20 protein-coding genes are annotated in these 22,856 nt (G+C 68.6%); 15 read left to right on the top strand and 5 right to left on the bottom strand.

The features are described from left to right. Window positions 1-14: 14 nt before the first annotated feature. The 3 genes from ACK4SC_RS06880 to ACK4SC_RS06870 all read left to right on the top strand — a co-directional run bounded on the left by ACK4SC_RS06880 (window position 15) and on the right by ACK4SC_RS06870 (window position 1,754). The gene (locus ACK4SC_RS06880; RefSeq protein ID WP_409616728.1) at window positions 15-386 is read left to right on the top strand and encodes an FHA domain-containing protein; all 372 of its coding nucleotides are present in this window, start codon (window positions 15-17) and stop codon (window positions 384-386) included. Continuing rightward, window positions 386-1,090 (top strand): MerR family transcriptional regulator, encoded by a 705-nt coding sequence (locus ACK4SC_RS06875; RefSeq protein WP_409616429.1) that lies wholly within the window; start codon window positions 386-388, stop codon window positions 1,088-1,090. The genes ACK4SC_RS06880 and ACK4SC_RS06875 overlap by 1 nt, the downstream gene beginning before the upstream one ends. A 118-nt stretch (window positions 1,091-1,208) precedes the next feature. Next, window positions 1,209-1,754 (top strand): MerR family transcriptional regulator, encoded by a 546-nt coding sequence (locus tag ACK4SC_RS06870; protein ID WP_409616426.1) that lies wholly within the window; start codon window positions 1,209-1,211, stop codon window positions 1,752-1,754. Between the two features lie 27 nt (window positions 1,755-1,781). On the opposite strand, the gene ACK4SC_RS06865 is transcribed toward ACK4SC_RS06870, so the two are convergent. After that, a complete protein-coding gene (locus tag ACK4SC_RS06865) occupies window positions 1,782-2,585 on the bottom strand; it encodes a ParA family protein (RefSeq protein WP_409616423.1) in 804 nt (267 codons plus the stop codon). 115 nt (window positions 2,586-2,700) lie between these two features. Here ACK4SC_RS06865 and ACK4SC_RS06860 point away from each other — a divergent pair, with 115 nt between their 5' ends. The 3 genes from ACK4SC_RS06860 to ACK4SC_RS06850 all read left to right on the top strand — a co-directional run bounded on the left by ACK4SC_RS06860 (window position 2,701) and on the right by ACK4SC_RS06850 (window position 7,990). Beyond that, window positions 2,701-6,102, top strand: coding sequence for a pyruvate carboxylase (locus ACK4SC_RS06860; protein WP_409616421.1), 3,402 nt, complete (start codon window positions 2,701-2,703; stop codon window positions 6,100-6,102). A 66-nt stretch (window positions 6,103-6,168) separates the two neighbouring features. Then, window positions 6,169-7,479: an AAA family ATPase gene (locus tag ACK4SC_RS06855; RefSeq protein ID WP_409616418.1), complete on the top strand. Its 1,311-nt coding sequence runs from the start codon at window positions 6,169-6,171 to the stop codon at window positions 7,477-7,479. 10 nt (window positions 7,480-7,489) lie between these two features. After that, on the top strand, window positions 7,490-7,990 hold the full coding sequence (locus tag ACK4SC_RS06850) for a peptide deformylase (RefSeq protein ID WP_409616415.1): 501 nt from the start codon (window positions 7,490-7,492) through the stop codon (window positions 7,988-7,990). A 21-nt stretch (window positions 7,991-8,011) separates the two neighbouring features. Here ACK4SC_RS06850 and ACK4SC_RS06845 read toward each other — a convergent pair whose 3' ends face one another. Then, window positions 8,012-9,841 carry an AMP-dependent synthetase/ligase gene (locus ACK4SC_RS06845; RefSeq protein WP_409616412.1) on the bottom strand — a complete coding sequence of 610 codons (1,830 nt, stop codon included), beginning with the start codon at window positions 9,839-9,841 and terminating at the stop codon, window positions 8,012-8,014. A 100-nt stretch (window positions 9,842-9,941) separates the two neighbouring features. On the opposite strand from ACK4SC_RS06845, the gene ACK4SC_RS06840 reads away from it, so the two are divergent. The 3 genes from ACK4SC_RS06840 (at window position 9,942) to ACK4SC_RS06830 (ending at window position 13,097) form a co-directional block, all read left to right on the top strand. Further along, on the top strand, window positions 9,942-10,910 hold the full coding sequence (locus ACK4SC_RS06840) for an ROK family glucokinase (RefSeq protein WP_409616409.1): 969 nt from the start codon (window positions 9,942-9,944) through the stop codon (window positions 10,908-10,910). A gap of 31 nt (window positions 10,911-10,941) precedes the next feature. Further along, on the top strand, window positions 10,942-11,631 hold the full coding sequence (locus tag ACK4SC_RS06835) for a lysophospholipid acyltransferase family protein (RefSeq protein ID WP_409616407.1): 690 nt from the start codon (window positions 10,942-10,944) through the stop codon (window positions 11,629-11,631). A gap of 95 nt (window positions 11,632-11,726) precedes the next feature. After that, on the top strand, window positions 11,727-13,097 hold the full coding sequence (locus tag ACK4SC_RS06830) for a class II 3-deoxy-7-phosphoheptulonate synthase (protein ID WP_409616404.1): 1,371 nt from the start codon (window positions 11,727-11,729) through the stop codon (window positions 13,095-13,097). Window positions 13,098-13,121: 24 nt separating this feature from the next. Here the strand turns inward: ACK4SC_RS06830 and pknB are convergent, their stop codons facing one another. Continuing rightward, window positions 13,122-15,053, bottom strand: coding sequence for a Stk1 family PASTA domain-containing Ser/Thr kinase (pknB, locus tag ACK4SC_RS06825; protein WP_409616401.1), 1,932 nt, complete (start codon window positions 15,051-15,053; stop codon window positions 13,122-13,124). A gap of 50 nt (window positions 15,054-15,103) precedes the next feature. After that, complete coding sequence (locus ACK4SC_RS06820) at window positions 15,104-16,324, bottom strand: LysM peptidoglycan-binding domain-containing protein (protein WP_409616400.1); 1,221 nt, start codon at window positions 16,322-16,324, stop codon at window positions 15,104-15,106. A 398-nt stretch (window positions 16,325-16,722) separates the two neighbouring features. Here ACK4SC_RS06820 and ACK4SC_RS06815 point away from each other — a divergent pair, with 398 nt between their 5' ends. After that, window positions 16,723-17,061, top strand: coding sequence for an Rv2175c family DNA-binding protein (locus ACK4SC_RS06815; RefSeq protein ID WP_409616397.1), 339 nt, complete (start codon window positions 16,723-16,725; stop codon window positions 17,059-17,061). Window positions 17,062-17,107: 46 nt separating this feature from the next. Here the strand turns inward: ACK4SC_RS06815 and ACK4SC_RS06810 are convergent, their stop codons facing one another. Continuing rightward, a complete protein-coding gene (locus ACK4SC_RS06810; RefSeq protein ID WP_409616394.1) occupies window positions 17,108-18,229 on the bottom strand; it encodes a polyprenyl synthetase family protein in 1,122 nt (373 codons plus the stop codon). 86 nt (window positions 18,230-18,315) lie between these two features. Between ACK4SC_RS06810 and ACK4SC_RS06805 the strand changes: the two genes are divergently transcribed. From ACK4SC_RS06805 to ACK4SC_RS06785, 5 genes are all read left to right on the top strand, one after another. After that, window positions 18,316-18,687 (top strand): DUF3040 domain-containing protein, encoded by a 372-nt coding sequence (locus ACK4SC_RS06805; RefSeq protein WP_409616391.1) that lies wholly within the window; start codon window positions 18,316-18,318, stop codon window positions 18,685-18,687. A gap of 251 nt (window positions 18,688-18,938) precedes the next feature. After that, window positions 18,939-19,370 carry a division/cell wall cluster transcriptional repressor MraZ gene (mraZ, locus tag ACK4SC_RS06800; RefSeq protein ID WP_409616388.1) on the top strand — a complete coding sequence of 144 codons (432 nt, stop codon included), beginning with the start codon at window positions 18,939-18,941 and terminating at the stop codon, window positions 19,368-19,370. A 103-nt stretch (window positions 19,371-19,473) separates the two neighbouring features. Continuing rightward, complete coding sequence (rsmH, locus tag ACK4SC_RS06795) at window positions 19,474-20,424, top strand: 16S rRNA (cytosine(1402)-N(4))-methyltransferase RsmH (RefSeq protein WP_409616385.1); 951 nt, start codon at window positions 19,474-19,476, stop codon at window positions 20,422-20,424. Beyond that, window positions 20,421-21,026 carry a hypothetical protein gene (locus ACK4SC_RS06790; protein WP_409616382.1) on the top strand — a complete coding sequence of 202 codons (606 nt, stop codon included), beginning with the start codon at window positions 20,421-20,423 and terminating at the stop codon, window positions 21,024-21,026. The genes rsmH and ACK4SC_RS06790 overlap by 4 nt, the downstream gene beginning before the upstream one ends. A 45-nt stretch (window positions 21,027-21,071) precedes the next feature. Then, complete coding sequence (locus ACK4SC_RS06785) at window positions 21,072-22,841, top strand: peptidoglycan D,D-transpeptidase FtsI family protein (protein WP_409616380.1); 1,770 nt, start codon at window positions 21,072-21,074, stop codon at window positions 22,839-22,841. Window positions 22,842-22,856 lie beyond the last annotated feature (15 nt).

The raw sequence follows: 22,856 nt of genomic DNA, 5'->3' as shown, positions 1-22,856 counted from the left end.
CGCAATTGGCGGCGATGGAAGCCGGTGTTCGCACGGGCGAGCTCGACATCATCAGCGCTCTGCCGTCGGGCTCAGCGGTGCTGATCGTGCGGCGCGGTCCCAATACCGGCGCACGGTTCCTGCTCGACACCGATCTCACGGTGGCGGGCCGTCACCCCGACGCCGACATCTTCTTGGATGACGTCACGGTCTCCCGCAAGCACGCCGAGTTTGTGCGCTCGGGCACCCGCTTCGCGGTGCGGGACCTTGGTTCACTGAACGGCACCTTCTACAACGGCGAGCGCATCGATGACACGGTGACCCTCGTTGACGGTGCCGAAGTGCAGGTGGGCAAGTTCCATCTCACCTTCTACTCGTCGCGCCACGACCAGCCGCAGGGCGCCTAATGCCCGCTCGGTCGTCCGCTGAGGCGCGACGGCCGGCGACAGCGAATCTGCTGTCGATCGGCCAGGTGCTCGCCAAACTCAGCCCCGAGTTTCCCGACCTGAGCCCGTCGAAGCTGCGCTTCCTCGAAGAGCGTCACCTCGTGTCGCCGCAGCGCACCGACTCGGGGTACCGCAAGTTTTCGGCGGCCGACGTCGAGCGGCTGCGGTTCATCCTGACCATGCAGCGCGATCACTACCTTCCGCTCAAGGTGATTCGTGAGCACCTCGATGACCTCGACGCGGGGCGCACGCCGCGGCTCCCGGTCGGGCTCGACTCCGCGGCGCCGTCGATGTTGCCGAGCGCCCGCCGTTACAGTCGTGACGAATTGGTCCGCGAGGCGCAGGCGAGCCCCGGCCTCCTGAGCGATGCCATTAGCGCGTCGCTGATCACTCCTGCAGACACCTATGGAGACGACGCGCTCCAGGTCCTGCGCGCCCTCGTTGAGCTGCAGCGCTCGGGCATCGAACCGCGCCACCTGCGGGGTTTCCGCGCCTCCGCAGAGCGTGAGTTGGGCCTCATCGAGAGCGCGCTCATCCCGGTCTCGCGGCGTAATGACGCGTCGAGCCGAGCGAAGGCTGCCGAGCTTGCCCGCGAGATCGCCAGCCAACTCGAAATCGTGCGATCAAGCCTGATCCGATCGGCCCTCGGCAGGCTACAGTCGTAGAGTGGCCCGACACGCCGACGTGTCGACGGCGGATGTCGCGGCTCGAACGTCTCCCGCTCGCTAGGGTGGAGGGCGTGACGTCAAGTGTCACGTTAAGACTGAAGGTTAGGTACGCGCCATGACGGACAGCAGCCGCAGCGACGAACGCTACGACCTCGGACTGCTCTTCACTGACGGCCTGCCCGACCTCGACGACGAAGCCGGCTACCGCGGCGCCGTCGCGGCCCGCGCTGCCGGCATCTCATACCGTCAGCTCGACTACTGGGCCCGCACGCAGCTCGTCGAGCCGACCGTGCGCGGTGCATCCGGATCCGGAACGCAGCGGCTGTATGGCTTCCGCGACATCCTCGTCTTGAAGCTCGTCAAGCGACTGCTCGACACCGGCATCTCGCTCCAGCAGATCCGCACTGCTGTTGAGCAGCTGCGCGAGGCGGGTGTCCACGACCTGGCGCAGACCACGCTCATGAGCGATGGTGCGAGCGTCTACCTGTGCACGTCAGACGACGAGGTGATCGACCTCGTCAGCCGCGGTCAGGGCGTCTTCGGCATCGCCGTCGGCAAGGTGCTGCGGGAGGTCGAAACCGAGTTGGTCGAGTTCGACGCCAGCCCGGCCGCTGACCCGAAAGACGAACTCGCCGCACGTCGCGCCAGCCGCGCGAGCTAAGCGCGCGCCCCGCGGGCGCCCGCGACGCTACGACTGCGCGTACTCGCCGATTCGGGCGGTGCGCATCACGCGGTCAAGCAGCTGATCGAAGTTGCGAGCCATCTCTTGCGCGCTCTCACCCGGCCACACGTGAAGGGGCTTCGCGGCTCCCTGCGCCTGCTGCAGCGACGTACGCTCGGGCAACTGCGGCGACAGAACGAGCGGGCCGAACATGTCGCGCAGCTCCTTGATGCGGAACTGGTGCTCCAGGCTCTGCACGCGAGCGCGGTTGACCACGATGCCCAACGGCTGCAGGCGCGGTGAGAGCCCGCGACGGATTTCCTCGATCGCGCGCAGAGCGCGGTCGGCGGCGGCGACCGAGAACAGACCCGGTTCGGTGACCACGACGACCCGGTCACTCGCGGCCCAGGCCGTGCGCGTCAGGGCGTTCAGCGACGGTGCGCAGTCGACCAGCACCAGGTCGTACTCGCTTTCGATGTGGGCGAGCGCTTCCTCGAGCTTCCAGATCTCGCGAATCGAAGGGTGCGGGCCATCGAAGTTGATTGCGCTCGGGCTGCCGATGAGAACGTCGACCTTGCCCGGTCGCCCGCGAGTCCAGCCCGAGGGAGCGATGGCCTGCCGAACGATGCGCTCCTTCGGCGAGCTGAGAACGTCGGCGATGGTCAGGCGCCCGGCAATCTGAATGTCCATGCCGGTCGAGGCGTCCGACTGGGGGTCGAAGTCGACGACGAGTGTGCGCAAACCTCGCGAGAACGCCGCCGAGGCGAGCCCGAGGGTCACCGTCGTCTTCCCGACGCCCCCCTTGAGGGAGCTGATGCTCAGTACGTGCACGGAAGAAGACCCTACCTTCACTAGGCTATGGAACGCGTGCATCCGCACCGTTCGCGGACGTCCCCGGCCACCACCTCCGACGCGACGGTGCGCCGTCGTGCCAGGAAAGGACGCAATGTTCCAGAAGATCCTCGTCGCAAATCGTGGAGAGATCGCGATCCGGGCGTTTCGCGCCGCGGTCGAGCTCGGCGCCAAGACGGTCGCCGTTTTTCCCTACGAAGATCGCAATTCGTTCCATCGGCTGAAGGCCGATGAGGCGTACCAGATCGGTGAGGAAGGCCATCCGGTTCGGGCCTACCTCAACGTCGACGAGATCATTCGCGTGGCCAAGCTGTCCGGCGCCGACGCCATCTACCCGGGCTATGGGTTTCTCAGCGAGAACCCCGACCTCGCCGAGGCGGCCCGCGCCAACGGCATCGCCTTCATCGGCCCCCCGCGCGAGGTCCTCGAGATGGCCGGCAACAAGGTGTCGGCGAAAGAGAAGGCGATCGCCGCCGGTGTTCCGGTGCTGAAGTCCAGCCCGGCGACCACCGACATCCAGGTGTTGCTCGACGCCGCCGATGAGATCGGCTTCCCGGTGTTCGCCAAGGCGGTCGCCGGCGGCGGCGGGCGAGGGATGCGCCGGGTCGAGACCCGCGACGAACTGCGGCCAGCGCTCGAGGCCGCCATGCGCGAGGCCGACAGCGCCTTCGGTGACGCCACCATGTTCGTCGAGCAGGCCGTCGTTCGGCCCCGGCACATCGAGGTGCAGATCCTGGCCGACGCCCACGGCGAGACGGTGCACCTCTTCGAGCGCGACTGCTCCATTCAGCGCCGCCACCAGAAGGTTGTCGAGATCGCACCGGCGCCGAACCTGGATGAGGATACCCGCCAGGCGATGTACCGCGACGCCGTCGCGTTCGCGAAGTCGATCGGTTACGTGAACGCCGGCACCGTCGAGTTTTTGCTCGACACCGCGGGTGACCGAGCAGGCGAGCACGTGTTCATCGAGATGAACCCGCGCATTCAGGTCGAGCACACCGTCACCGAAGAGGTGACCGACGTCGACCTCGTGCGCGCCCAGATGCTCATCGCCGCGGGGGAGTCCCTCGCCGACCTCGGTCTCACCCAGGACGAGATCCAGCTGCGCGGCGCGGCCCTGCAGTGCCGCATCACGACGGAGGACCCGGCGAGCGGGTTCCGCCCCGACACGGGTAAGATCACCACCTATCGCTCACCGGGTGGGGCGGGCGTGCGACTCGACGGCGGCACCATTGCCGCCGGTGCTCAGGTCAGCCCGCACTTCGACTCGATGCTCGCCAAGATGACCTGTCGTGGGCGCGACTTCGCCACGGCGGTCAACCGGGCCAAGCGCGGGCTTGCCGAGTTCCGTATTCGTGGCGTGACCACGAACATCCCGTTCTTGCAGGCGGTGCTCGACGACCCCGCGGTCATCGCCGGTGACCTGTCGACCTCGTTCATCGACGAGCGGCCGGAACTCGTGACGATGAACCCGTCGAAAGACCGCGGAACGAAGATGCTGACGTGGCTTGCCGACGTCACCGTCAACCAGCCCAACGGCTCGGGGGATGGGGTGATCGACCCGGCGATCAAGCTGCCGTCCGTCGATCTCGCAGCGCCGGCACCGGCCGGCTCGCGCGACGCGCTGCGCGACCTCGGACCGGCGCGCTTTGCCGAGGCCCTGCGCGCGCAGACAGCGCTCGCTGTCACCGACTCCACCTTCCGTGACGCGCATCAGTCCCTGCTCGCCACGCGCGTGCGCACCCGCGACCTCGTCGCCGTCATGCCGCACGTGGCCCGCCTGACGCCGCAACTGTTCAGCGTCGAAGCGTGGGGAGGCGCCACGTACGACGTTGCCCTGCGCTTCCTCGGGGAAGACCCGTGGCAGCGGCTCGCCGCGATGCGCGAAGCGCTCCCCAACATCAACATTCAGATGCTGCTGCGCGGGCGCAACACGGTGGGCTACACGCCGTACCCCACCGCGGTGACCGATGCCTTCGTGCGCGAGGCCGCGGAAACCGGTATCGACATCTTCCGCATCTTCGACGCGCTCAATGACGTCGACCAGATGCGGCCCGCCATCGACGCCGTGCTGGAGACGGGAACCTCCGTGGCGGAGGTGGGCATGTGCTACTCCGGCGATCTGCTCAACCCGGCCGAAGATCTGTACACGCTCGACTACTACCTGCGCCTGGCCGAACGGATCGTCGACGCGGGTGCGCACATCCTCGCCATTAAAGACATGGCGGGTCTGTTGCGAGCGGGCGCGGCCGAGAAGCTCGTCGCGGCCCTCCGCGAGCGATTCGACGTGCCGTTGCACGTGCACACCCATGACACGGCGGGCGGCCAGCTCGCGACCCTGCTCGCCGCGTCCCGCGCCGGTGCGGACGCCGTGGATGCGGCGAGTGCGCCCATGGCCGGCACAACCTCGCAGCCAGCGCTGTCGGCGCTCGTGGCCGCCCTCGCCCACACCGAGCGCGACACCGGCCTTGACCTGTCTGCCGTGAGCGATCTGGAGCCGTACTGGGAGGCAGTGCGCCGGGCGTACAAGCCCTTCGAGTCGGGGCTCCCGGGTCCGACAGGGCGCGTGTACCACCACGAGATTCCCGGCGGCCAGCTGTCGAACCTGCGCCAGCAAGCCATCGCGCTCGGGCTCGGTGACCGCTTTGAGCTCATCGAAGACTGGTACGCCGCCGCCAACCGCATCCTCGGGCGCCCGACGAAGGTGACCCCGTCGTCGAAGGTTGTCGGTGACCTCGCGCTGCAGATGGCCGCCGCCGGGGCCGACCCCGACGACTTCGAGCAGAACCCCCAGAACTACGACATTCCCGACTCGGTGATCGGCTTCATGGCCGGTGAGCTCGGCGATCTGCCCGGCGGCTGGCCCGAACCGTTCCGCACGAAGGTTCTGGAGGGGCGCACCGTCAAGCCGGGCCTGACCGACCTCACCGACGATCAGCGCGCCGCACTCGACGGGTCGACCGATGACCGACGCCTGATGCTCAACCAGCTGCTGTTCCCGCAGCCGACCCAACAGTTCCTGCAGGTGCGCGAACAGTACGGCGACGTTTCAGCGCTGTCGACGCCCGACTACCTGTACGGGCTGAAGCCGGGCGAAGAGCACGTGATCGAGATGGAGCGCGGTGTCACCCTCTTCATGGGGCTCGAAGCGATCAGCGAGGCCGATGAGAAGGGCATGCGCACCGTCATGGCGACGCTCAACGGGCAATTGCGTCCCGTGCTCATCCGCGACCGCTCCGTCGCCGTCGACTCGGCGTCCGCCGAGAAGGCTGACCCGTCGAAGCCGGGCCACGTCGCCGCGCCCTTCAGTGGTGTCGTGACCCTGCAGGTCGACGAGGGCGACGAGGTCGAGGCGGGCGCCACGATTGCGACCATCGAGGCGATGAAGATGGAGGCCGCGATCACGACGCCGGTCGCCGGACGCATCGAGCGGCGCGCGATCCCGACGACCCAGCAGGTTGAGGCGGGGGATCTGCTCGTCGTCGTCGCCAGCTGAGCGGTCGGGGCGTACGCGCGGGGCCGCCCCGCTACACTGGCGTGTCGAACTTCGGAAGGAGGCCGCATGGCCGAGAAACGCGACGCACCAGGCGACGTGTCGACTGACGTGGTGGGTGCCTCGACGCCCCGCACCGTCAACGACGGCGTTGAGCCCGGGGGCGGTAGCGAGTTCATTGCCGCGGTTCCCGAGTCGCTGTCGATCGACGTGGCGCTGCCCGAGACGACCGCGGAGGAGGTTCCCGACCCGACGGCCGAGCTCGCTGCCCGCGGCGTTGACCCGCAGATCGTTGAGATGCTGCAGACGGGCGCGACCTCGATTCAGCTCGGCGACGAGCAGCTCGCCAGCGCTCTGACCGAGCCCGACCTGAGCGAGATCGACCCGGCACACCTGCCCGCCGACCTGTCTCGACGCGTCCTCTACGGCGACACCGAGCCCGAGGCCGCCGGCATGCTCACCGCCGATCGCCTGCTCGACCCGAAGCGCTCGCGTCCGAACGGCCCCGAGGGCCTGTGGCCGCGCTTCGTGTACCTCAGCACGTTCCGCCAGGTCAACATTGGCGATTCGCGTCGCGTGCGCGAACGCAAAGAGATGGATGCGCGTATCGCGCGGCCGCTCGGCCTCGAGGCCCGCTTCGTGCCCGTGCTGACCCGCAAGGGTGGCGTCGGCAAGACGACCGTGACGACCCTGCTGGGCATGGCTCTCGCCTCGGTTCGCGAGGACCGCGTCATCGCGATCGACGCCAATCCCGATCGCGGAACGCTGGCCGAGCGCGTCGCCAAGCAGACGCGCGCGACCGTGCGCGACGTCGTCAACCGCGCGGCCGCCATCGGCGCCTACAACGACTTCTCCACGTTCGTCTCGCGTGACGCCACGCGACTCGACGTCTTGGCCAGCGACACCGACCCGCTGCTGTCGGAAGCGTTCGACGCCGACGACTACAACGTGGTCGCCGACCTGGCTGCGCGGTACTACTCCATCGTCTTGACCGACTGCGGAACCGGCATCGTGCACTCGGTCATGCGCCCGACCCTGGAGCGCGCTGACTCGGTCGTGATCGTGTCGGGTGGCAGCGTTGATGAGGCGCGACTGGCGAGCGAAACGCTGACCTGGCTCGAGGCCAATGGCTACGACGAGCTGGTGCGCAACGCGGTCGTCGCGATCAACACCGCCACGCAGGGCACGAACCTTGTCAAGCTGGAAGAGATCGAAGCCCACTTCGCCTCCCGTGTGCGTGAGATCGTCCGTATCCCCTACGACGAGGTGCTCGCGGCCGGTTCGGTCGTGAAGTGGAAAGACCTGAAGCCATACACGCGCCACGCTGCCCGCGAGCTCGCGGCACTGGTCGTCGAGGGCATCCCGCACACCGAGTACTGACGCTCACACGATGACCGTTCGCCCCATTCGCCTTTTTGGCGACCCCGTACTGCGCTCCCGTACCGATCGCGTCACGTCATTCGACGCGGCAGTGCGGTCGCTGGTCGACGACCTGCTCGACACCGTCGCGGTGCCGGGTCGCGCCGGCGTCGCGGCTAACCAGATCGGTGTGGGCCTCGCCGTATTCAGCTACAACGTCGACGGGAACGTCGGCTACGTCATCAACCCCGAGCTCGTCGAGGTGCGCGGTGACGCCGTGCCGGTCGACGAGGGCTGTCTGTCGGTGCCGGGTCTGGCGTATCCCCGTTTGAGGCACCCGTGGGCGCGCGTCGAGGGAGTCGACCTCGACGGCAACCCCGTCGTCGTCGAGGGGGAGGGGCTGCTCGCGCAAGCCCTGCAGCACGAGACCGACCACCTCGAGGGCCGTGTCTACGTCGAAGGACTCGAGCCCGACATGAAGCGCGAAGCGATGCGTGCCATCAGGACCGCCGAGTGGTTCCAGCGGCCCTGACGGCCCACAGCGCGGTGAGCGCTACTGCGCGAGCGAGATGCCCTGGGTTTCGGGGGACGCCGAGTACAAGCCGTCAATCACCGACGCGAAGTCTTTCGTGATGACGTGGCGCTTGATGCTCATCTTGGGCGTCAGGTGACCCGAGGCCTCCGTGAACTCCGTGGCGAGGATGACGAACTTACGAATCGACTCCGCGCGTGAGACACGGGCGTTCGCGACATCGATCGCGCTCTGCACCTCGGCGAGAACCTTCGGGTGCTGAGCGGCGTCGGCGATGCTCATCTGCGGGTCTTCGCCGTTGTTGTTCAGCCACACGGGCAGCATCTCGGGGTCGAGGGTGATCAGCGCCGAGACGAAGGGCTTCTGGTCGCCGACGACCACGACCTGGCCGACGATGGGGTTCGCCCGGATCGGGTCTTCGAGCGCCGCAGGAGCGACGTTCTTCCCGCCGGCGGTCACGATGATCTCCTTCTTGCGCCCGGTGATCGTGAGGTATCCGTCGTCGTCGATGGTGCCGATGTCGCCGGTGCGGAACCAGCCGTCTTCGGTCATGACCTCGGCGGTCGCCTCGGGCTTCTTCCAGTAGCCGGCGAACACGTTCACGCCCGAAATGAGAATCTCGCCGTCGTCATCGAGCGCGATTCCGACGCCGGGAAGTGCCGGGCCGACCGTGCCGATCTTGAACTTGTTGACGAGGTTCACCGAGGCCGGCGCCGTGGTCTCGGTCAGGCCGTAGCCCTCGAGGATGCGCACGTTGAGCGCCCGGAAGAAGTGGCCAAGGCGCGTTCCGAGCGGAGCAGAACCCGAAACCGCGTACTGCACGCGACCACCCATGGCGTTCTTCAGCTTCGAGTACACGAGCTTGTCGAACAGGGTGAAACGCAGCCGGAGGCCGAGGGGCACAGAGCCGGAATCGAGTGCCTTCGAGTAGGCGACGGCCGTGTCGGCGGCCTGGCGGAAGATCTTCCCCTTGCCGCCGGCTTCGGCCTTCTGCTCGGCCGAGTTGTAGACCTTCTCGAACACACGCGGGACGGCAAGCAGGAAGGTGGGCTTGAACGACCCCAGCGCCGGTAGCAACTGCTTCGTGTCGGCCTGGTGACCGACCTTGATGCCTCCGTGCACGCAGATGATCGAAATGAAGCGGGCGAAGACGTGGGCGGTGGTGATGAAGAGCAGGGTCGATGCCCCGGGGGCAAAGACCTCCTTCATCGCGATCCGGGCGTTGCGCGACAGCTCGACGAAGTTCGAGTGCGTGAGCATGACGCCCTTGGGCACGCCCGTCGAGCCCGACGTGTAGATGAGCGTCGCCAGGTCGCTGCCCACCGCCGCGGTGCGGCGCGCCTCCACGGTCTCATCACTGACGTCGCTGCCCTCGGCGGCGAGCTTGTCGAGCGCCCCCAGGTGCATCTGCCACACGTGGCCGATGCTCGGCACGTCGCCCGCGATCTCGTCGAAGCGTGAGTAGTGCTCGGCCGTCTCGACGATGAGGTGGTGGGCTTCGGAGTCCTCCAGGATGTACTGGATCTGGCTCGGCGAGCTGGTTTCGTAGATGGGCACGAGAACGGCGCCGGCAAACCACGCGGCGAAGTCGACGAGCGTCCACTCGTAGCGGGTCTTGCACATGAAGCCGATCTTCTCGCCGGGCTCAACGCCCGCGGCGATGAAGCCCTTCGCGAGCGCGATCACCTGGCGCTGGAACTCGGCAGCCGTGACGTCACTCCAGCCGCCGTCGGCGGTCGGCAGCGCGAACAGCGCGTCGTCCGGCGCCTGCGCGACGCGATCGACAAGAAGGTCGGTGGTGTTCGCGTCGGGGTCGGGGGTCACGACGGCCGGGACGACGAATTTTTTCACGGCAGCTCCTCTGGCACCGGGTGTGGTCTGGGGCAATTCGACCACCCTACCCGCGCCACCTCGCCGCGTGCTGACTGCTGTCCCGATAGAGTTTCGAGTCGTGCATGCAATCGGAATCGACATTGGCGGAACGAAGATCGCGGGTGCCCTCGTTGCCGACGACGGCACGATTCTCGCCGAAGAACGCCAACCGACACCCGCCACCGATCCGTCGGCGATCGTCGAGATTGTCGCCGGCATGGTCGAGCGCCTGAGCGCCGGGCACACGGTCATTGCGACCGGGGTTGCTGCCGCCGGTTTCATCGACGCCGCACAGTCGACCGTCTACTACGCGCCCAACATCTCCTGGCGCAACGAGCCGTTTCGTGACCGCCTCCGTGCCCGTCTCGGTATGGACGTCACGATTGACAACGACGCCAATGCTGCGGGGTGGGCCGAGTTTCGCTACGGCGTCGCACGCGACGCCCACGACATGACGATGCTCACAATCGGCACCGGCGTGGGCGGGGCCATCGTGACGGGCAACCGCCTGCTGCGCGGCGGCTTCGGCACCGCGGGCGAGCTGGGGCACCTGCGCGTCGTTCCCGACGGGCTGCCCTGCGGGTGCGGCGCGCGCGGCTGCATTGAGCAGTACGGTTCGGGGCGCGCACTGCTGCGCATGGCGAACGAGATCGCCGACGCCGGCGGCATTGGACACGCTCTCGCGGTCGCCAGAGACGAGGCCGGCGGCACGCTATCTGGCGGGATGCTCGCGCAATTCCTGCAGGACGGCGACCCCGGCGCGCTCCACGCGCTCCGTCAGCTCGGCTTGTGGCTCGGTCAGGCCTGCGCAAGCCTCAGTGCCGTGTTGGATCCCGAGATGTTCGTCTTCGGCGGCGGCGTCTCGATCGCCGGTGATGCGTTGCTCGACCCCGTCCGCGAGGCGTACCTCGCCCACCTCCCGGCGCGCGGCTACCACCCCGAGCCAGAGTTCGTCGTGGCCGAGCTGGTCAACGACGCGGGCGTGGTGGGCGCGGCCGATCTCGCGCGCATTCACGCCGAGTCCATCGGCGCTGCGCCGCGGGGTTAGTCTTGTCACCGGCCGACGGAGGGGAGCGACGATGTTCTACTGGTTGATGAAGAACCTTGTCATCGGCCCCATCCTGCTCACCGTATTCCGGCCCTGGGTGCGTGGCATTGACAACGTTCCCCGTTCCGGCCCCGTGATCCTCGCCAGCAACCACCTGTCGTTCGTTGACTCGATCTTCCTTCCGCTGGTGCTCGACCGCCGCGTGGTGTTTCTCGCCAAGAGCGACTACTTCACCGGCAAGGGCATCAAGGGCTGGTTGACCCGCATGTTCTTCGAGGCCTCCGGCCAGCTCCCGATCGACCGCTCCGGGGGCAAGGCCTCTGAGGCATCGCTCAACACGGGCCTGCGCGTGCTTGCCGAAGGCAAGGCGCTCGGAATCTATCCGGAGGGAACCCGCAGCCCCGACGGCATTCTGTATCGGGGGCGCACGGGCGTTGCCCGCATGATCCTCGAGTCCGGTGCCCCGGTCATCCCGGTGGCGATGATCGACACCGAGAAGGTCATGCCGATCGGAACGCGCGTGCCGAAGGTGCTGCGACCCGGCATCGTCTTCGGTGAGCCGCTCGACTTCAGCCGCTTCGCGGGAATGGAGACCGATCGATTCGTGTTGCGGTCCATCACCGACGAAATCATGTACGAACTCGGCCGCCTGTCCGGCCAGGAGTATCGCGATGTTTACGCCACCACCGTGCGCGACAAGCGTCCCGCCCACGTCCGCTAACCCGCGGCGGGCACACTCGTATCGCTGGGCTAGGCTCGAACCGCGCGCTCGCGCCCTGCGCCATCCACCCCTCGTTCTGCACTGGAGTACCGCCTGTGGTCGACCCGACCGAACCCGTGATCGCCGCTGACCCCGACATCGTTGCGGGGCTCGACCACTGGCGCACCCTGCCAATTAAGCAGCAGCCGCAGTGGCCGGACGCCGCTGCCGCCGAGGCCGCCTCCGCCGAGCTCGCCACGCTGCCACCCCTCGTGTTCGCCGGCGAGGTCGACAATCTGCGCGACCGGCTCGCCCGCGCCGCGCGTGGCGAGGCGTTCTTGCTGCAGGGCGGCGACTGCGCCGAGACCTTCGCGGGTGCGACCGCCGACCAGATTCGCAACCGCGTGAAGACGATCCTGCAGATGGCGGTCGTCCTCACCTACGGCGCCTCGATGCCCGTCATCAAGATGGGGCGCATGGCCGGCCAGTTCGCGAAGCCGCGTTCGAGCGACTCGGAGACGCGCGGAGACGTGACGCTGCCGGCGTACCGCGGCGACATCGTCAACGGCTACGACTTCACCCCGGAGTCGCGTCAGGCTGACCCGCGCCGCATCGTGCAGGGGTACCACACGGCTGCGTCGACGCTGAACCTGATCCGCGCCTTCACCCAGGGTGGTTTCGCCGACCTGCGCATGGTGCACTCGTGGAACAAGGGCTTCGCCTCGAACCCCGCCAACCAGCGCTACGAGGGCCTCGCGAAAGAGATCGATCGCGCGATCAAGTTCATGGAGGCGGCCGGCGCCGACTTCGACGAGCTGAAGCGCGTCGAGTTCTACTCGAGCCACGAGGGCCTGCTCATGGACTACGAGCGCCCCATGACCCGCATCGACTCGCGCACGGGCCTGCCGTACAACACGAGCGCCCACTTCCTCTGGATCGGCGAGCGCACCCGCGAGCTGGACGGCGCGCACGTCGACTTCTTCAAGCGCATCCGCAACCCGATCGGCGTGAAGCTCGGGCCGACCACGACGCCCGAGACGATGGAGCGCCTCATCGACGTGCTCGACCCCGATCGCGAACCGGGTCGCCTCACCTTCATCACGCGCATGGGGGCCGGAAAGATCCGGGATGCTCTGCCCCCGCTTCTCGAGGCCATTAAGGGGATGGACGCGAACCCACTGTGGGTCACCGACCCCATGCACGGCAACGGCCTGACCACCCCCACCGGCTACAAGACGCGCCGCTTCGACGACGTCGTCGACGAGGTGAAGGGCTTCTTCGAGGCGCACCGCGCGGCGGGCACGCACCCCGGCGGCATCCACGTCGAGCTCACGGGCGACGACGTCACCGAGTGCCTGGGCGGTAGCGAGATGATCGACGAGGCGACGCTTGCCACGCGCTACGAGTCGCTGTGCGACCCGCGCCTGAACCACATGCAGTCGCTCGAACTCGCGTTCCTCGTCGCGGAGGAGCTCAGCGCGAGCTGATGACGCCCGCGTGATCGTCGGCGCCTAGACGAAGGCTTCGATGATGATGGTGCTGCGTCGAATCGCGGTGCCGTCCTGCGAGGGAATCACGTTCTGCACGGTCGTGAAGTTCCACAGGAAGCTCTCGGGCACGTTGGTGCGCACATCGACGCCGAACTCGGCGGCGCGCAGCGCGTCGATCGCCTCGTTGATGCTGAGTCCGATCACGTCGGGAATGTCCACGAGGTCGGGGCCGCGGGAGACGATCAGCGGTAGCTCGTCGCCCGGCGCGATGACCTCGGGCAGGGTGCCGTAGCCGAGCACGGCGTTCGCCGGAATGTCGTTGTCGAACACCGTGTCGGCCACCGTCGAGGCGAGTCCGCGCCGCTCGAGTTCGGCCTGCGCAGCCTCGAGGGTGAGGCCGCGCACCTCGGGAATCGAGCCGACCGAGACAAGCAGTGACACGGCGGTGCCGCGGAACGAGTCGGTGCCGGGAGCGAGCGCGGCGCCGTCGGCGTCCCGCACCTCCAGCACTGAGCCGTCGCCGATCTCGTCGTCGAAGCGTTCCGCGCGCTCCTCGGCGACGAGGAAGCCGGCCTCCTCAAGGATCGCGCGTGCGTCCGCTTCGGGCTGACCACGCACATCCGGAACCGTCGTGGGCTCCGCGCCGTCCGAGACGACGAGCGTCACGACCGTCTCGCGCGGAACCGCCTCGCCGGCCGGGGGATCCGTGCGGATCACGAGCCCAGCATCCACATCAAGCGAGTATTCGCGCACGACGTCGTCGGCGGCGAGCAAGCCCGCCTCGGCGAGTGCCGAGCGGGCGTCGACCTCGGCGACGCTGCGCAGCTCGGGAATCGTGACCGAGCCGCCAGGCCCGCTCGAGAACCACCACCCCGCCACAGCGGCGAGGCCCGCGACGAGCAGCACGACGAGCATGATGGCGATGCCGCGCCGACGTCGGGCCGGGGCGGCCAGAGCGAGCTGCTGACTGGGCGTGCCCGGGTCGGCGGGCGGCGCCGTCGGCGCGCCAGCGGGGGAGATCACCTGGGTCTCGGCCGTCATCGCGGCGGCGGAGGTCGAGAGAGGAGGCAGCACCATCGTCTGCTGCGGTCCGGTCGCGACGATGGAGGTCGCCAGCGACCGGGAGGTGTCGCGCAACTGCTCGAGGAGGGCGCGGGCGTCGGCCGGGCGATTGGCGGGCTCACGCGCCGTGGCCCACAGCACCAGTTCATCGAGTTCGGCCGGCACATCGGGGTTCACGGTGCTGGGAGCCGGCACCGAGTCGTTCGCGTGCTGATACGCGATCTGCATCGGCTGCTCGCCCTTGAAGGGCTGCTCACCGGTGAGCATCTCGAACATCATGATGCCGAGCGCATAAATGTCGCTGCGGGTGTCGGCGATGCCGCGGGTGATCAGCTCGGGCGAGAGGTAGGCGATGGTGCCGAGCAACGCGGCCCCCGTCGCCGTGTTCGCGCTCGCCGCGCGCGCGAGGCCGAAGTCACCAATCTTGATGCGCCCGTCGTCGGCGAGCAGCACGTTCTCGGGCTTCAGGTCGCGGTGCACGATGCCGGCCTTGTGGGCGGCAGAGAGCCCGGCGAGTACCGCCTCGCCGATGTCGAGCGTCTGCTCGGGGGTGAGCGCCCCGTACTCCTGCAGCAGCTCGCGCAGCGTGATGCCCGGCAGGTACTCCATGACGAGGTAGGCCGATTCGTGGTCCTGACCCTGGTCGAAGACGTTGACGACATTGGGGTGCGCGAGACGGGCTGCGCTGCGTGCCTCCTGAATGAAGCGCTCCTTGAACTGGCTGTCGTCGGCCAGATGCCCGTGCATGATCTTGACCGCGACGAGGCGATCGAGTCGTTGATCCGTGGCGAGGTAGACGGTGGCCATACCGCCGCGGGCGATACGCGAGCGCACCTGGTACCGACCGTCGATGAGCCGGCCGATCAACGGGTCTCCGGGCGCGGCGCTCACGCCCTCGAGTGTAGGTGCGGGTCAGGTGTCGAGGGGCCGCGCCACACGGGTCAGCCCAGTTGCGACAGCCAGGCCCAGGCGCTCGCTTCCCACTTGGCGTAGGCGTCGGGGTAGGCGGAGATCTGAACGGCCTGAGCGGCCACGGTCAACGGCATCGACTGCCAGCCGCGAATGTCGAGCAGGCCGCGTGTGCGCCCGGCGTTGGGGTTCTGCGGCCCGCCGTAGAACAACCGCGTGGCGTAGACGGGGTCTTGCAGCTGCGCGGGCGTTCCCCAGCCGCTGGACGGGCGCTGCTGGAACAGGCCCACCGAGTCGAGGTGACCCCACGAGAGATTGCGCAGCGACGACTCTTGCATCGCTGTTGCCAGCGCGATCACGATGCCGTAGTCGGGCACGCCAAGTTGGCGCCCCACCGAGATGATCGTCTGCGCGTGTGCACGCTGGTCGGCGTTGAGCGCCGTCACGGTGCCCGGCGCCGGCGTCGTCGGCGGCGCAATCGGCGGGGCAGGAGCTGGGGCGGCAGGCGCCGGTGCGGGCGCCGCCGCGGCCGGCGGGGGAGCGGCGGGGGCGGGAGCAGGAGCGGCCGGAGCGGGAGCGGGGGGTGCCTCGTGTTCGGCGGGCCCGCCCGGAAGGGTCGGACGCTCACTGACCGGCATCGACAGCACGGCGTCAGCATCGACCGACTCGTGGGTGGCGACATCCCCGGCGCTGCTGTGCGCGTGGTCTGCCGGGCTCACCCCGGGGATGTGCAGCCGCTGACCGGGGTAGATGATGCTGCGCCAGCCGAGCCCGTTGGCGTCGAGAACGGCCTGAGTCGTGACGCCGAAGCGCGCGGCGATGCCCGAGACGGTGTCGCCGGCGACCACGACGTAGTAGCCGCCCTGCGTGACCGGCGGCGCGGCGACCGGGGCGGGGGCGGGGGCGTCGGTCAGCGTGAGGACCTGCCCGGGAAAGATCAGGGAGTTCCAGCTCAGGCCGTTCATCGCGAGGACGGCGGGCGTCGACAGCCCGAACCGACCAGCGATGTCCGAGACGGTGTCGCCGGCTTGCACGACGTAGGTCGCCGGCGCGGCGGCAGTGGTCATCGCACGCACGCCCAGTGCGCCCGGGGTCATGGCGGCGCCGATCTGGCCGATGGCGGCACGCAGGTTCGGTGCGGCCGGATTCTGCTGCGGCTTCGGAGCGGGAGGCTTCCGGTTTGCTTGCGCCGCGTCGACCGGGCCGGTGAGCCCGAGTCCGAGCACGATCGCGCCGGTGACGACGACGGGCATGGTGCTGTATGCCAGCGCGCGAGCGGAGGATCGGCGAGGGTCGTTCGTGCCGCGGGGCGTCGATTCGGTACGTCCGGTGACGGAATCCGCTGTTCGCGGTGCGAGGCCGGCGAAGACCTCGCGAGCGCGGTCAGCAGCGTGCGGATTCTGCTCGGTACATGTGTGTGCGTCTACGTCAGTGTCGATGCTCAAGCGTGCGTGGTGATGGACGGTCATGGTGACAACAACCCCCTGGCCGTTTCGGCGCCCCGCGGCGACGGGTACGAGCGGAAATCCCCCTTCCGCCTGTTACACAGTACAACTGATGTCAACCATTGGGGAAGGTGTGGTTTTCTGTAACACGCTCGTAACATGGGGATGCCGTCGCTCGATCAGCTCTGTCGTGGCACTCTGATGGGGTGAGCGCTGAATCAACCCGCTGGCTGACCGTCCCCGACCTCGTGGCCCTCCTCGGGCTGAGCCCGGGAAAGATTCACCGCCTGCTGGAAGAACGGCACCTGTTGGCGGTGCGCCGTGACGGCGTCGTGGTTGTCCCCGAGGAGTTCCTCGTCGACGGTGAACCGCTGCACGGCCTGCCTGGCACCCTCACTCTGCTCGCCGACGCGGGATTCAGTGACGAGGAAGCCATGGAGTGGATGCTCAGCCCGCACGATCAGCTCGACGGTTCGCCCACCGATGCCCTGCGCCGGGGGCGGAAGTCCGAGGTGCGCCGCATCGCGCAGGCCGAGGCTTTTTAGCTCGAGACGAGGACCCGCACGAATCCCGCGTCCGCGGCCCTGGTGGTCAGCGTGAGCGTCGGGTGACCGTGTCGGCGAGGCCGATGAGCTCGCGCGTCGCGGCTCGGCTGATCGGGGCGCCTTCCAGAGCGGCGACAGCCTCGGAGACGGAGCGGGCGATGATCGACTCCACCGTCTCGACGGCCCCGCTATCCCGGATCGTGGCCTGCAGGGTGGCCACCTGATGGGGCGTCAGCTCGGGATCGCCCAGCAGTTCGTCAATGAGCGCGCGCGGTCCGACGGGCAGACCGGCCCGAGCCAGGGCGATGATCACAGTGCGCTTGCCCTCGCGGAGGTCGTCACCCGCGGGTTTGCCCGTCACCTCAGGGTCGCCGAACACGCCCAAGAGGTCGTCGCGCAGCTGGAACGCGACGCCGAGCGGCAGGCCGAAGGCGCGCAGCGCCGACACCTGACCGTCGGTGCCTCCGGCCATGAGCGCGCCGAGGGCGAGGGGTGCCTCGATCGAATACTTCGCCGACTTGTAGGTCACGACGCGGTGCGCGCGGGGCAGCTGCTCGCGCTCCTCCGCCTCACGCCACGCCACCTCCTCGTAGATGTCGAGGTACTGGCCCAGCATGACCTCCGTGCGCATGGTGCGAAACTCATCGCGTGCTGCGCGGGCGGCGCGTCGGTCGCCGAGCTGGGCGAGACCATCGTCAAGAAGCTCGTCGCTCCAGCCGAGCAACAGATCGCCGAGCAGGAGGGCGCTCGACATTCCGTACACGCTCGCGCTACCCGACCACTCCCGTTCGCGGTGCGCGGCCTCGAAGCGGCGGTGCGCGGCGGGCTGCCCGCGTCGCGTGTCGGAGTTGTCCATGATGTCGTCGTGCACGAGGGCCGCGCCCTGGAAGATCTCCAGCGCCGCCGCGACGTCGATGATGGCGTCGATATCGGGATGCTCATCCAACGTCGCCAGCAGGTCGTCCGGCTTCGAGGCGCCCGCCACCGCTTGCCAGCCCCAGTAGGCGAACAGGGCGCGGAATCGCTTGCCGCCGGCCAGGAGGTCGCGGGCGGCGTCGACGAAGACGCCGAGCTCGTCGGCGACGGAGTCAAGGTGCGCCTGACGGTCGTCGAGGAACCGGTCGAGTCGAGCGTGGACCAGGTCAACTAGGCGCAATCTCTCAGCCACCCGCCTAGCCTATCCAGGGGGGCGGTCCTAGAATGATGTGACCGCGAGAACCCTCGCGCCCAGCACGACCAAGCCAAGGGGTCACCATGCCGCTGTCAGAGCAGGAACAGCGCCTTCTCGAGGAGATGGAGCGCAACCTCTATCGCAACGACGCCGATTTCGTGTCGGCGGTATCGGGTCGCCGGGGTAAGCCCAATTACACCCTGGTCACGGTCGGCGCCCTGCTCGCGGTCGTCGGCATCGGCGTGCTCATCACCGGCGTGGTCATCAGCATCCCGCTCGTCGGCGTGCTCGGCTTCGCTCTCATGTTCGGCGGCGTGTTGCTCGCCCTCACCCCCGCGAAGGGGTCGGCGCCCGCAGCCGCGCCCGAGGCGCCCGCCGCATCGCGCCCGAGCCGGTCGTCGTGGACCGACCGTATGAACGAGCGCTGGGAGCGCCGCCAGGAGGGCGAGCGCTAAACCGCTCCACTTCCCTCCCCACCGTTTTTCGCACCGGGGCCGACCACTGGGTCGGCCCCGGTTTTTTGCGTGCCCGCGCGGATCGCGGCCGATGCGGAGCGTTTCGGGCGCGCCGTGCCTCCCACCCCCAGTCCGGGGGACACAGGGGTTTCTGGGGGAATAAAGTGGGGCGAAACCCTTCCAAGTGGAGGTAAGTGGAGTAATGTGGAGGAAATTCCCGATCTCGGGCCGGAGAGGAAAGGGGGCGACGCATGTTCCTTGGCACGCACACCCCCAAACTCGACGACAAGGGCCGGCTGATCCTCCCGGCCAAGTTCCGCGGCTCACTCGCCGACGGCCTCGTACTCGCCCGCGGCCAGGAGCGCTGCATCTACGTCTTCACGCCCGAGGTGTTCCAGCAGAAGGTGCAGCTCATCAACACCGCGCCGCTGACGAGCAAGGTCGCCCGCGACTACGTCCGCATGTTCCTCTCCGGGGCTAGCGCCGAAGAGCCCGACAAGCAGTTCCGCGTGACGATCCCGCCCGCACTGCGCCAGTACGCGGACCTGGACCGCGACCTCACCGTGATCGGTGCGGGTGACCGTGCCGAGATCTGGTCGACCCCCGCCTGGGAGGCGTACTACGCCGCCCAGGAGGAGGCCTTCTCGTCGATGGAGGAGGAGGTGATTCCCGGCCTGTTCTGATCGCGTGGCTCCGACTCCCAGCCGTGACCCGCCCTGGCGCACCTTCCCCGGTGCCAGGTCGCACGGATGGGGATCCGGGCCCCGCGCTCGGCCGATACCTCCCATGAGCGCCGACCGCCACGTTCCCGTCCTGCTCGAGCGCTGTCTCGAGCTGCTCGCCCCGGCCATTGATGCGCCGGGCGCCGTGCTCATCGACGCCACTCTCGGCCTCGGTGGCCACACGGAAGCCGCCCTGCGGCGTTTTCCGCACCTGACCGTCGTTGGTTTCGACCGCGACCCCGACGCGCTGAGACTCGCCACCGAGCGGCTCGCGCCGTTCGGCGACCGCTTCCGCCCGGTGCACACGGTGTACGACCGGGTGCGGGAGGCGCTGGATGAGCTCGATATCGCCCGCGTCCAGGGCGTCCTATTCGACCTCGGGGTTTCCTCGATGCAGCTCGACGAGGCTGAGCGCGGTTTCGCGTACGCGCAGGATGCACCGCTCGACATGCGCATGGACCGCACGACCGGCGTCACCGCCGCGGAGATCCTCGCCGGTTATTCGGAAGCCGACCTTCGGCGCATCTTCCACCGCTACGGCGAGGAGCAGCTGGCTGCCCGGTACGCCCGACGCATCGTCGAGCGCCGCGCCGAGGCGCCCATCGAGCGCAGCGACCAGCTGAATCGCATCATTGCCGACGCGACCCCCCAGGCAGCCCGTCGTCCCGGTCACCCCGCGAAGCGGGTGTACCAGGCGTTGCGTATCGAGGTGAACGCCGAGCTCGCCGCGCTCGAGGCGGCGCTTCCCGCCGCCATCAGCGCGCTCGCGGTCGGCGGGCGCATCGTGGTGCTGGCCTACCAGTCGCTCGAAGACCGCATCGTGAAGCGTGAGCTGGCGGCCCGCAGCCGATCCACCGCACCCGCCGGCCTTCCCGTCGAATTGCCCGAGCATGCCCCGGAGTTGCGCCTGCTTGTTCGGGGCGCTGAGCAGGCCGATGACGCCGAGCGTGCCCGTAACCCCCGGGCGATTCCCGTGCGGTTGCGCGCGGCTGAGCGGCTGCGAGACGTGGCATGAGCGCGCTCGCCCGGCCTCTCGGTGCTCCGGCCACGGCACCCGGCCCCGCGGTCGAACCGCGGCGGCGACGCCTGCGTCCGGTCGAGGTTGCCCCCACACGCGAGCAGCGCCGGCAGCGTCCCCGGGCGTTCGCGGCGACCATCGCCGTGAGCGGCGTCTTCGCCATCCTGCTTGCCCAGCTCATGCTGAGCATCCAGCTGTCGGAGGGGGCGTATCGCATCACCGCCGCCGAGGCGCAGCTGGTCGAGCTCAACCGCAGCTCGCAGGTGCTGTCCGAGAATCTGGCGCGCCTCGAGTCTCCGCAGAATCTGGCCGCGCAAGCCGAGTCGCTCGGCATGGTGGTCAACTCATCCTCCGCCTACCTTCGGTTGGCGGACGCGGCCGTGCTGGGAACGCCGGTCGCCGCAAGCGCCCAGTCGGGAGTCCTCGGCGGGCGCGACAGCAACGTCGGCAATGTGCTGCTCGTCGACGTGCCGCTCGTGGTCCCGGCGGCGGCGGGGGAGGCGTTGGGCGTGGCTCCGACGCCGTCGTCGCCGGGGCCACTAGCCTCCGCCGAAGAGCCCACCGGTCCCGACCCCCTTCCCGCCCCGATCACCCAGTGACCCCGTCTTCTCGCCACCACTGACCACACGCACGGAAGGAGCCCCGTGACTTCGGATCGCCGCACACGTCGCCGGGTCGCCGCGACCGTGCTCGTCATGGTGATCATCGTCTCGGCGTTCGTCGTTCGGCTGGTCGACATCCAGGTCGTGCGCGCCGCCGACCTCGCGACCGAGGCGGAGGCTCGACGCTCCATTCCTCAGACGCTGCAGGGCCTGCGCGGCGACATCGTCGACCGCAACGGCGTGGCCCTCGCCGACTCGGTGTACCGCTACGACATCACGGTTTCGCCGCGCTTCGTCGGCGACTACACCCTGGTGAACCGCGAGACGGGCGAGCGCGAACGGCACAGCGTGTGGGACGCGCTCTCGGCGATCGCGGAGATCACCGACACCGAGCCGCTCGACCTCCTGGAGCGCATCGAGGCGGCACTCGAGGTGAATCCCCAGAGCGATCACGCCTATCTCGTGCGGCGGGTGCCCACCGACGTGTTTCAGCAGGTGCGTGATTTGCGCATCCCCTGGGTGTACTCCGAGCGCATTGCCGCGCGCACGTACCCGAACGGCCAGGTCGCCGGCAACCTCGTGGGCTTCCTGGGCACCGATGGCCCGCAGACCGGGCTCGAGCTGAGACTCGATGAGTGCCTGGCTGCGGTCGACGGCTCGTCGACCTTCGAGCGCGGGGCCGACGGCGTGCGCCTGCCCGGCAGCACCGTGGTGCATCAGGAGCCGGTCGACGGCGGCACGTTGCACCTGACCATCGACTCCGACATCCAGTGGTTTGCGCAGCAGCGACTGGCCGAACAGGCCACCGCGGTGGGCGCCGACTGGGCGACCGCCATGGTCGTTCGCGTGCGAGACGGGCACATCATCGCGGCGGCCGACTGGCCGACCGTTGACCCCAACGACGTGAACGCGACGCACCCCGACAACCTCGGCTCGCGCATCTTCTCGTGGCCGTACGAGCCGGGCTCGACCATGAAGTCGATCTCGATCGCCGCGATGCTTGACGCCGGCGTGACGACGCCGGGGGAGCGCGTGACCGTTCCGGCGCGCTACAACACCATCAATGGCTGGCAGATTCGGGATGCGTGGGCGCACGACGGCCTGAAACTCACGACCGCCGGCATTCTGATGAACTCGTCGAACGTCGGCACCTCCCTGCTCGGCGAACGGCTGACGTTCGCGCAGCGGGAGCAGTACTTCCTCGATTTCGGGTTCGGCTCGCCAACGTCGGTGTCGTTCCTCGGTGAAGAGTCGGGCATCGTGCGGCCCGCCGAGTCGATCGACGGACACGGCGCCTACATGCAGCTGTTCGGCCAGTCCATCTCGGTGACGAGCGCGCAGATGGCGCAGGCCTACCAGGCCATTGCGAACGGCGGCGTCTTGCAGCCACTCACCCTTGTCACCGGATGCGAGCGCGATGACGAGGTGACGCACCTGCCTGAGGACAAGGGCACGCGGGTGATCTCGCAGCAGGCGGCGAACCAGACGGTGCAGATTCTCGAGTCGGTGGTCACCGAGGGATTCGTCGGCCCGCAGTTGACGGTTCCCGGCTACCGCGTCGCCGCGAAGACGGGTACCGCCGAGGTTCCCGTCAACGGTGTCTACACCAGCGAGCGCATCGTGTCGGTCGCGGGTCTGGCCCCCGCCGAGAACCCCGAATTCGTGGTCATTGTGACGCTCGGCAAGCCCGATACGATGAAGGTCGCCGCGGCTGCGGCGCCTCCGTTCCAGCAGATCATGACGCAGGTCTTGAAGACCTTCCGGGTGGCGCCGAGCACGCAGCCCCCGCCCCGCCTACCCACCACCTGGTAGGAACGAGAAGTCGAA

Origin of the sequence: Microcella sp., from assembly GCF_046293215.1 — a bacterium.
GTDB lineage: Bacteria > Actinomycetota > Actinomycetes > Actinomycetales > Microbacteriaceae > Microcella.
The sequence above is the reverse complement of the archived record's forward strand: the minus strand, read 5'-3'. Positions and strand labels throughout refer to the sequence as shown.